We start from the raw sequence: 518 nt of genomic DNA, 5'->3' as shown, positions 1-518 counted from the left end.
TGATTGGCCTCATCCATCCCGTGTAAAAACTCAAGTTCAAAAGCTGATTGAGTCACATCAGCTAACGCACCTTGTGTTATATCTGGGAAAGCCTCGGTTATTTTGGTTTTTAAATCTGTTAATGAATGGGCGCTTTGGGCGAATTGCCAAATTTTATCTATTTCAATTTGTGTTGCTTGGTCGAATTCATCAAACGTATTTGTTTGATCGTCAGCTTGCTCATCTGCTTTTGAAAAATCAGTTTTGGCAGGGGTTGCAATGCCTTTTTCTTCTGCGGCAACTGCTAATATCTGTTCGCCATCTTTGGGTGCAGGTACCCCTAATTCTTGATAGGCCCATTCAACACTCACAGGTAAAATGCGGGCGGTTTCTTTAACCCGGTTGACTGTTTCAAGATTGATTTCTTTTTTGTCTTTATATATGTATTTAGGGGCTGTTCCACTATCAAAATTAACACCGTGAATGGCGTGTAAAATCTGGTTTCGAGCAGAAGCCACAAGCGCCCTATCAGCACGTTG

At 41.5% G+C, this 518-nt stretch carries 1 pseudogene; it reads right to left on the bottom strand.

The window, feature by feature from the left end:
• Positions 1 to 518 (bottom strand): annotated as a pseudogene (locus CJF42_RS26365) (phage portal protein family protein); the annotation flags it as partial.

The organism is Pseudoalteromonas sp. NBT06-2, from assembly GCF_002276045.1.
In the GTDB taxonomy this organism is placed as follows: Bacteria; Pseudomonadota; Gammaproteobacteria; order Enterobacterales; family Alteromonadaceae; genus Pseudoalteromonas.
The sequence above is the reverse complement of the archived record's forward strand: the minus strand, read 5'-3'. Positions and strand labels throughout refer to the sequence as shown.